At 60.3% G+C, this 7,762-nt stretch carries 7 protein-coding genes; 6 read left to right on the top strand and 1 reads right to left on the bottom strand.

The features are described from left to right. Positions 1 to 60: 60 nt before the first annotated feature. Entirely contained in the window at positions 61 to 1,752 is a 1,692-nt protein-coding gene (locus tag AC1DIS_RS29565) for a cytochrome D1 domain-containing protein (RefSeq protein ID WP_477781278.1), read from the bottom strand. A 208-nt stretch (positions 1,753 to 1,960) separates the two neighbouring features. Here AC1DIS_RS29565 and AC1DIS_RS29560 point away from each other — a divergent pair, with 208 nt between their 5' ends. The 6 genes from AC1DIS_RS29560 (at position 1,961) to AC1DIS_RS29535 (ending at position 7,632) form a co-directional block, all read left to right on the top strand. Then, positions 1,961 to 2,743: a CbbQ/NirQ/NorQ/GpvN family protein gene (locus AC1DIS_RS29560; RefSeq protein WP_413817535.1), complete on the top strand. Its 783-nt coding sequence runs from the start codon at positions 1,961 to 1,963 to the stop codon at positions 2,741 to 2,743. Next, on the top strand, positions 2,727 to 3,314 hold the full coding sequence (locus tag AC1DIS_RS29555; RefSeq protein ID WP_477781277.1) for a cytochrome c oxidase subunit 3: 588 nt from the start codon (positions 2,727 to 2,729) through the stop codon (positions 3,312 to 3,314). Before AC1DIS_RS29560 ends, AC1DIS_RS29555 begins: the two co-directional genes overlap by 17 nt. 11 nt (positions 3,315 to 3,325) lie before the next feature. Next, positions 3,326 to 3,583: a cytochrome C oxidase subunit IV family protein gene (locus AC1DIS_RS29550; protein ID WP_064617215.1), complete on the top strand. Its 258-nt coding sequence runs from the start codon at positions 3,326 to 3,328 to the stop codon at positions 3,581 to 3,583. A 258-nt stretch (positions 3,584 to 3,841) separates the two neighbouring features. Next, positions 3,842 to 4,282: a c-type cytochrome gene (locus tag AC1DIS_RS29545; protein ID WP_018927787.1), complete on the top strand. Its 441-nt coding sequence runs from the start codon at positions 3,842 to 3,844 to the stop codon at positions 4,280 to 4,282. 3 nt (positions 4,283 to 4,285) lie between these two features. Beyond that, complete coding sequence (locus tag AC1DIS_RS29540; protein ID WP_018927788.1) at positions 4,286 to 5,713, top strand: cbb3-type cytochrome c oxidase subunit I; 1,428 nt, start codon at positions 4,286 to 4,288, stop codon at positions 5,711 to 5,713. A 77-nt stretch (positions 5,714 to 5,790) separates the two neighbouring features. After that, positions 5,791 to 7,632 (top strand): nitric oxide reductase activation protein NorD, encoded by a 1,842-nt coding sequence (locus AC1DIS_RS29535; protein WP_477781276.1) that lies wholly within the window; start codon positions 5,791 to 5,793, stop codon positions 7,630 to 7,632. Positions 7,633 to 7,762 lie beyond the last annotated feature (130 nt).

Below are 7,762 nucleotides of genomic sequence, written 5' to 3'. Positions count from 1 at the left end.
GGTCAGGGCGATCAGTGAAAGCAGGGTATTTTTCATGAGGATTCCTTTCATTGATGGAGCTCAATAAATGTCGTGTTGGGTGTTGTAGACGTTGAATTTTCCCGTGGGCGTGATCAGTCGTTTGTCCTTGATGACTGTTTTGAGCTTCAGGGTTTTGTCGTCGATTACCACCAGCGCCGATTCGTCCGACTGGCCGCTCCACACGGAGAACCAGACCTCGTCGCCAGCCTTGTTGTATTCCGGCTGCACGACCCGCATGGCGCCTTGCTTGATGCCGGCGTACTCGGYGATGGGCAGCACGGTGTAGCCGGCGTCGAGTTTGTCGAGGTTGAACACCGCCACCGACTGGCTCAGCTTGGCGTCCGGGTTGAGGGTGGTGTCGACATACAGGTGGCGCGAGTTGGGGTGGGTTTTGATGAACAACGAACCGCCGCCCTGGCCCTTGAGCGAGGCGACCTGTTTCCAGGCGTATTGCGGGTGTTTGGCCGGGTCGGTACCGATCAGCGAGATACCGTCGTCTCCCAGGTGGCTGGTGGCCCAGACCGGGCCGTAGACAGGATGATCAAAGTTGGCGCCACGACCCGGGTGAGGGGTTTTGCCGACGTCCACCAGGGCGGCCAACTTGCGATCCTTGGAGTCGATCACGGCGACTTTGTTGGAGTTGTTGGCGGCGGTCATGAAGTAGCGATGGGTGCTGTCCCAACCGCCGTCATGCAGGAAAGGGGCGGCATCGATGTAGGTGATGGTGAGGTTTTTGATGTCCTGGTAATTGACCAGCATGACCTTGCCGGTTTCCTTGACGTTGACGATGAACTCCGGCCATTCGTGGGAGGCGATGATCGCCGCGACCCGGGGTTCCGGGTGATATTCCTGCTTGTCGACAGTCATGCCGCGGGTCGAGACGATCTGTTTTGGCTCCAGGGTTTCGCCATCCATGATGGTGAATTGTGGTGGCCAATAGGAGCCGGCGACCGTGTATTTGTCTTCGTAACCCTTGAACTTGGAAGTCTCCACCGAGCGCGCCTCGATGCCCACTTTGACTTCGGCGACCTTGGTCGGCTCCACCGGCCACAGGTCGATCATGTCGATCCGGGCGTCTCGACCAATCACCAGCAGGTAGCGACCGGAGGCAGAAATGCGCGAGATGTGCACCGCGTAACCGGTCTCGATCAGCTTGACGATTTTCTTGCTGTCACCGTCGATCAGGGCAATCTTGCCGTCATCGCGCAACGTCACCGAAAACAGGTTGGGCAGATTGAGTTTGCTCAGTTGCTTCTTCGGACGATCCTCGGGCTTGACCAGCACTTTCCAGGTTTTCAGCGTCTCGGCCATGCCCCATTCCGGTGGCGTGGGCGGTGTGTGCTGGATGAACTTGGCCATGGCCGTGATCTGATCCTTGGTCAGCGCATTGGATGTTCCCCAGTTCGGCATGCCCGCTGGTGAACCGAAGGTAATCAACGCCTCCAGATACGGTTGGCCGCGAGACTGGGTGATGTCCGGCGTCAGTGGTTTACCCGTGGCGCCTTTGCGCAGCACGCCGTGGCAGCCGGCGCAGCGCTGGAAATAGATTTCCTTGGACGCGTCGAACTCGGCCTGACTCATGTCGGGCGCTCCGGCGGTTTTGACCATCAGCGGGCTGGCCGCAGCAGTGGCGGGTTCCTCGGCCCGGGCCGCATGAGTCACCGCAAGGGCCAGCGCCGACCACAATGTGGCGACAGTCAGAGCAAACGTTTTTCTATTGCTGATCAGCATTCCATTTCTCCTCAGGCAAGACCTTTGCGATGTGCTGGAACGGCAGCGCAGAACGCAGGTTCTTAGTGCCGTGCAAGGCTATGCCCGAGCAGGCCAATGCTTGCTTGACCGCGATCAAGTTTGCCGGCCATGTCACTTGCCAGGTTGTCGCAGGCGCCCGTAGCGTGTGGCTTGAATCCGCTTTTGGAACAGACAGCCCATGGACCGAATCCAGTCTTGCGAACCCTTCTATCAACCGCTCAATAATGAGGAGGCGCTGTTCGAGCAAGCCTGGCGACACGGCATGCCGGTGCTGATCAAAGGCCCGACGGGGTGCGGCAAGACCCGTTTCGTCCAGCACATGGCCCATCGGCTGAAGCTACCGCTGTACACCGTGGCTTGCCATGACGACCTGAGTGCCGCCGACCTGATTGGCCGTCATCTGATTGGCGCCCAAGGCACCTGGTGGCAGGACGGGCCGCTGACCCGCGCAGTGCGTGAAGGCGGTATTTGTTATCTGGACGAAGTGGTCGAGGCGCGGCAGGACACGGTGGTCGTACTGCACCCACTGGCCGATGATCGTCGCGAGTTGTTCCTGGAGCGCACCGGCGAAGTGTTGCAGGCGCCGTCCTCATTCATGCTGGTCGTGTCGTACAACCCCGGCTACCAGAACCTGCTCAAAGGCATGAAACCCAGCACCCGACAACGTTTCGTGGCGATGCGTTTCGGCTATCCACCGGTGGCCGATGAAGAGCGCATCGTCGCCAGGGAGGCTCAGGTGGACAGCGCCCTGGCGGCGCAAGTGGTCAGGTTGGGGCAGGCCCTGCGAAGGCTGGATCAACATGATCTTGAGGAAGTCGCCTCGACACGGCTGTTGATTTTTACCGCGCGAATGATCCGCTCCGGCATGAGCCCGCGTGAAGCGTGCATGGCCTGCCTGGCCGAGCCGCTGAGCGATGATCCGCTGACGGTTGCGGCGCTGATGGGCGTGGTTGATGTCCACTTCGGCTGAGTCCAGGGGCGCTGCGCGTGGCCACCTGCCGGGCGATCTGGCGATGTGGTTTTTCATTTTGGCCGAGTTGTCGGTGTTCGCCATCCTGATTCTGGCGTTCGCCGYGACCCAGGCACTCAAGCCGCAGTTGTTTGGTGAAAGCCGTCAATTGCTCAACACCTCTACCGGCCTGGCGATGACCCTGAGCCTGCTCACCGCCGGGCTGTTCGCCGCGCTGGCTCAGGAGCAGGTCAGGCGCTCCCGGTCCCGCCACGGCGCCGTACTTCTGCTGGCCGCGTTGCTTGCCGGCAGCGTCTACGTGGTGTTGAAACTTACCGAATACCGGCACTTGCTGGCCTCAGGGCTGGGCATGGAGCACAACACGTTTTTCACCCTCTACTGGATCCTCACCGGTTTTCATTTTCTCCATGTATTGCTCGGCATGGTCATTCTCGGATGGCTGGCCGAGCGCTGCCGTCGAGGCCTGTACAACGCCGCCAACCGCAGCGGGTTTGAATCGGGCGTGCTGTATTGGCACATGGTCGATCTGATCTGGGTCGTGCTGTTTCCGCTGGTGTACGTGCTGAATTGACGGAGGTTCTGATGTCGGCTTCCAGGTTGTTGCTCGTCTGCTGGGCAGCGTTGGCCACATTAAGCGTGTGCACCGTTGTGTTGTCACAAGTCGGCGCGACGTGGCTGTTGTCCATTGCCATTTTGCTGGTGGCGGTTGGCAAGGCCTGGCTGATCACCGATGGCTTCATGGAGATGCGCCATGCGCCGCGATTGTGGCGCCGGTTGATGGTGAGCTGGGCGCTGGTGTTGGCGGCAGTAGTGGGGCTGACGCTGGCGTCGTTCCGCTAAGTCGTTATGCGAACCCTGTAGCAGCTGCCGAAGGCTGCGTTCGGCTGCGCAGCAGTCGTAAACCCTGCCTCCTCAATCATCCTGAAACACCGCGGCGTCTGACTTTGCGACTGCTTCGCAGCCGAACGCAGCCTTCGGCAGCTGCTACAGGTTGGCCCTGATACCCGACCAAAACCATCTGCCTTTCTTGATCGCCATCAAGCAGGTTTTACCCCCTCGCTTTCTATCATGGGCACGCCAAGCAAAGAGGAAGCGACCATGTCAGAGACCTTCACCAAAGGCATGGCCAGGAATATCTACTTCGGGGGAAGCGTCTTTTTCTTCCTGATATTCCTGGCCTTGACCTATCACACGGAACAGACCTTTCCAGTGCGCAGCAACGAAGCGCAGTTAACCGAATCAGTGATTCGCGGCAAGACGGTCTGGGAGCAAAACAACTGCGTCGGCTGCCACACGTTGCTGGGCGAGGGCGCCTACTTTGCGCCAGAGCTGGGCAACGTATTCCAGCGGCGCGGCGGGGAGGAGGGCTTTAAACCTTTTCTACATGCCTGGATGAAAATGCAGCCGCTGGGCGTACCGGGCCGACGAGCGATGCCGCAGTTCAAGTTGAGCGAGCAAGAGGTGGATGACATCGCCGAGTTCCTCAAATGGAGCTCGAACATCAACACCAATGGCTGGCCGCCAAACAAGGAGGGCTAAGAGATGAGCATCGCTAATCCGCATCTGAAATTCGCCTCGCAAGCCGTGGCCAAACCGTACTTCGTGTTTGCCCTGATGCTGTTTCTCGGTCAGGTGCTGTTCGGTTTGATCATGGGGGTGCAATACGTGATCGGAGACTTTCTGTTCCCGATCATTCCCTTCAACGTGGCGCGGATGGTGCACACCAATCTGCTGATCGTCTGGTTGCTGTTCGGCTTCATGGGCGCCGCCTATTACCTGATTCCGGAAGAGGCCGACCGCGAACTGCACAGCCCGAAGCTGGCGATCATTCTGTTCTGGGTATTCGCCGCTGCTGGTGTGTTGACGATTCTCGGCTATCTGCTGGTGCCTTATGCGGGCCTGGCCAAACTGACGCATAACGAGCTGCTGCCGACCATGGGCCGGGAGTTCCTGGAGCAACCGACCATCACCAAGATGGGCATTGTGGTGGTGTGCCTGGGCTTTCTCTACAACATCGGCATGACCTTGCTCAAAGGTCGCAAGACCACCGTCAGCATGGTGATGATGACCGGGTTGATCGGCCTTGCGGTGTTCTTCCTGTTCTCCTTCTACAACCCCGGTAACCTGGCCCGCGACAAGTTCTACTGGTGGTGGGTGGTGCATCTTTGGGTGGAAGGCGTGTGGGAGCTGATCATGGGCTCGATGCTCGCCTTCGTGCTGATCAAGATCACCGGTGTCGACCGGGAAGTCGTGGAGAAATGGCTCTACGTGATCATCGCCATGGCCCTGATTACCGGGATCATCGGCACCGGTCACCACTTCTTCTGGATCGGTGCGCCCGAGGTCTGGCTGTGGGTCGGCTCGATCTTCTCCGCATTCGAACCGCTGCCGTTCCTGGCCATGGTGATCTTTGCCTTCAGCATGGTGAAGAACCGTCGGCGGCAACACCCGAACCGTGCCGCCACGCTGTGGGCCAAGGGCACCACGGTCACGGCGTTCTTCGGTGCGGGTGTCTGGGGCTTTCTGCATACCCTGGCGCCGGTCAACTTCTACACCCACGGTTCGCAATTGACGGCAGCGCACGGTCACCTGGCTTTCTACGGTGCTTACGCGATGATCGTGATGACCTTGATCAGCTACGCCATGCCACGCCTGCGCGGGCTGGGTGAAGCGGGTGACGAGCGTTCACAGACCCTCGAAGTCTGGGGCTTCTGGTTAATGACCCTGTCGATGGTGATGATCACGCTGTTCCTCACCGCGGCCGGTGTCGTACAGGTTTACCTGCAACGCTGGCAGGCCGATGGGATCGCGTTGCCATTCATGGCCACGGTCGAACATCTGCAAGTGCTGTTCTGGGCGCGTCTGGGTGCTGGTATCGGCTTCTTCGCCGGGCTGCTCTGTTACCTGTTCAGCTTCAAGCAACGTGGCCGCGCAGCCTTGCGCGCTCCGGCGGCGGTTGTACCTTCATGATCGGGTGCAATGGCTAGGAAAAGGTCGGCCCGGCTGATACAGCGGGCCGTTTTTTGGTTCCAGCAAGGGCAAGCATCATGGCGTTTACCGTCGAACTGGAAGAGTGGGTAGGCAGTGTCTGGCATCGTTTCATCACCCGGCGCGCCAGCCCTGATTTCCCCGAAGCACGGGTTGAACTGGCCAGCCAGCAACGCCCGCTGGCGCTGTTGTTCCGCGCCATGGGCGGTGCCAATGGCGTCGGTGTGGAAGCGGCCAGCGACCGCGATCTGCTGCTGCGACGCAACGTGTTGCAGCAAATCGCCGGCACCTGCAAACAAGTGCCGCTGGCGTGGTGTGACGAGCGTAATTTACGGCTGCCATCGAGCCTGGCGGTGTTTCCCGAAGTGGCACTGAATGAGGAACTCTATCGCTGGCTCGCGTTGCTGGCGGCACAGGCCGGGCAGATGCGCCACTGGGGCCGGGACAATCAACGCTGGACGCAACAGCTGCTGCGACGCTATCCCGCGCTGCGTGTTCGTTACCAACGACTGGTCGATGCCCATCTGCAATTGCGCCCCGATCCGGCCTCGTTGAACGGCAGCGAAGCGGCACTGGAACGGGCGTTATGCCAGGCGTTGCGCGAGCCCGGCAGTGTCGAGCACTTCCCCCGTAGCGAACGGGCCGCGTGGCCGTTGCCGCTGTGGTTGTACCCGCCGCAAAATCTCGCTAGTCCCCAGGCTGCCGATCTGGGCGATGAGTCCGAAGAGTCTTTGACCACGCCACCCGGCGAGCAGAAAGGCGGGCGTAAGCGCGCGACGCGGATCGATGAAAGCACCCGTGAAGGCGGGTTGCTGGTGGTGCGTCTGGAGAACCTGTTCAGCTGGACCGAGCACGTGGACCTGGATCGCTGGTCGGATGACAGCGAAGACCCGGACGCTGCCCGAGTCGCCGACGACCTGGATGAGTTGACGCTGTCGCGCACACGCCTGCGCAAGGGTGGCGGTCTCAAGCTGCATCTGGATTTACCACCGGCCGATGTCGACGATATTCCCCTCGGCGAGGGCATCAAGTTGCCGGAGTGGGACTATCGCAAACAACGGATGCAGGACAGCTTCGTCAACCTGCAAATGCTGGTGCCCCGCGACTGTGAGGCGCAGCCGCTGCCGCTACGCCTGAAGGCCYCGGCGCACCGTTTGCGGCGTCAGTTCGAGCACCTGCGCAATGATCGTCAATGGTTACGCCAACAACCTCAGGGATCAGAGCTGGACATGCAGGCCTGGCTGGATTTTCACGTTGATCGCGAGCATGGCCAGTGCGCCGAACGCGGTTTGTTCATGGAGCAGCGGCAGACTCGCCGCGACCTGGCGTGCCTGTTGCTGGCCGACGTGTCGATGTCCACTGACGCCCACCTGAACGATCAGCATCGTGTCATCGACGTGATCCGCGACAGCCTGCTGCTGTTCGGCGAAACCTTGTCGGTGCTGGGTGATGATTTCGCCCTGTACGGGTTTTCCTCGTTGCGTCGTCAGCAAGTGCGCATGCAGGAACTCAAGTCGTTCATCCAGCGTTATGACGACACCACCCGAGGTCGTATTCAAGGTCTCAAACCGGGGTATTACACACGCATGGGGGCTGCCATTCGCCAGGCCACGCAACTATTGGGCACGAGCAAGCGGCGCAGCAAACTGTTGCTGCTGCTGACGGATGGCAAACCGAATGATCTGGATCTGTATGAAGGGCGCTACGGTGTTGAAGATACTCGCGAGGCGGTGCTTGAGGCACGGCGTCAGGGGCTGACGCCGTTCTGTATCACGATCGATCGCGAGGCCGGGGATTACCTGCCGTACATGTTCGGCGCCAATGGCTACACCTTGATCCGCCAGCCCGAACAACTGCCCCTGCGCTTGCCGCAGTTGTACCGCCAGCTGACCCAACTGTGATGTCCTTGACCACCTGCGTCCCTGTAGCAGCTGCCGAAGGCTGCGTTCGGCTGCGCAGCAGTCGCAAAACCATACAACGCGGTGTTTCAGTCGTACCGTGGGCTCAGGATTTACGACTGCTGCGCAGCCG

This window comes from Pseudomonas sp. 05N433 (genome assembly GCF_056396925.1).
The sequence above is the reverse complement of the archived record's forward strand: the minus strand, read 5'-3'. Positions and strand labels throughout refer to the sequence as shown.

What these genes read in the sequence shown, in the direction of transcription:
- AC1DIS_RS29550 (WP_064617215.1), top strand. Translation starts at nt 3,326, where the DNA reads ATGTCGGCTTCCAGGTTGTTGCTCGTCTGCTGGGCAGCGTTGGCCACA.
- AC1DIS_RS29545 (WP_018927787.1), top strand. Translation starts at nt 3,842, where the DNA reads ATGTCAGAGACCTTCACCAAAGGCATGGCCAGGAATATCTACTTCGGG.
- AC1DIS_RS29540 (WP_018927788.1), top strand. Translation starts at nt 4,286, where the DNA reads ATGAGCATCGCTAATCCGCATCTGAAATTCGCCTCGCAAGCCGTGGCC.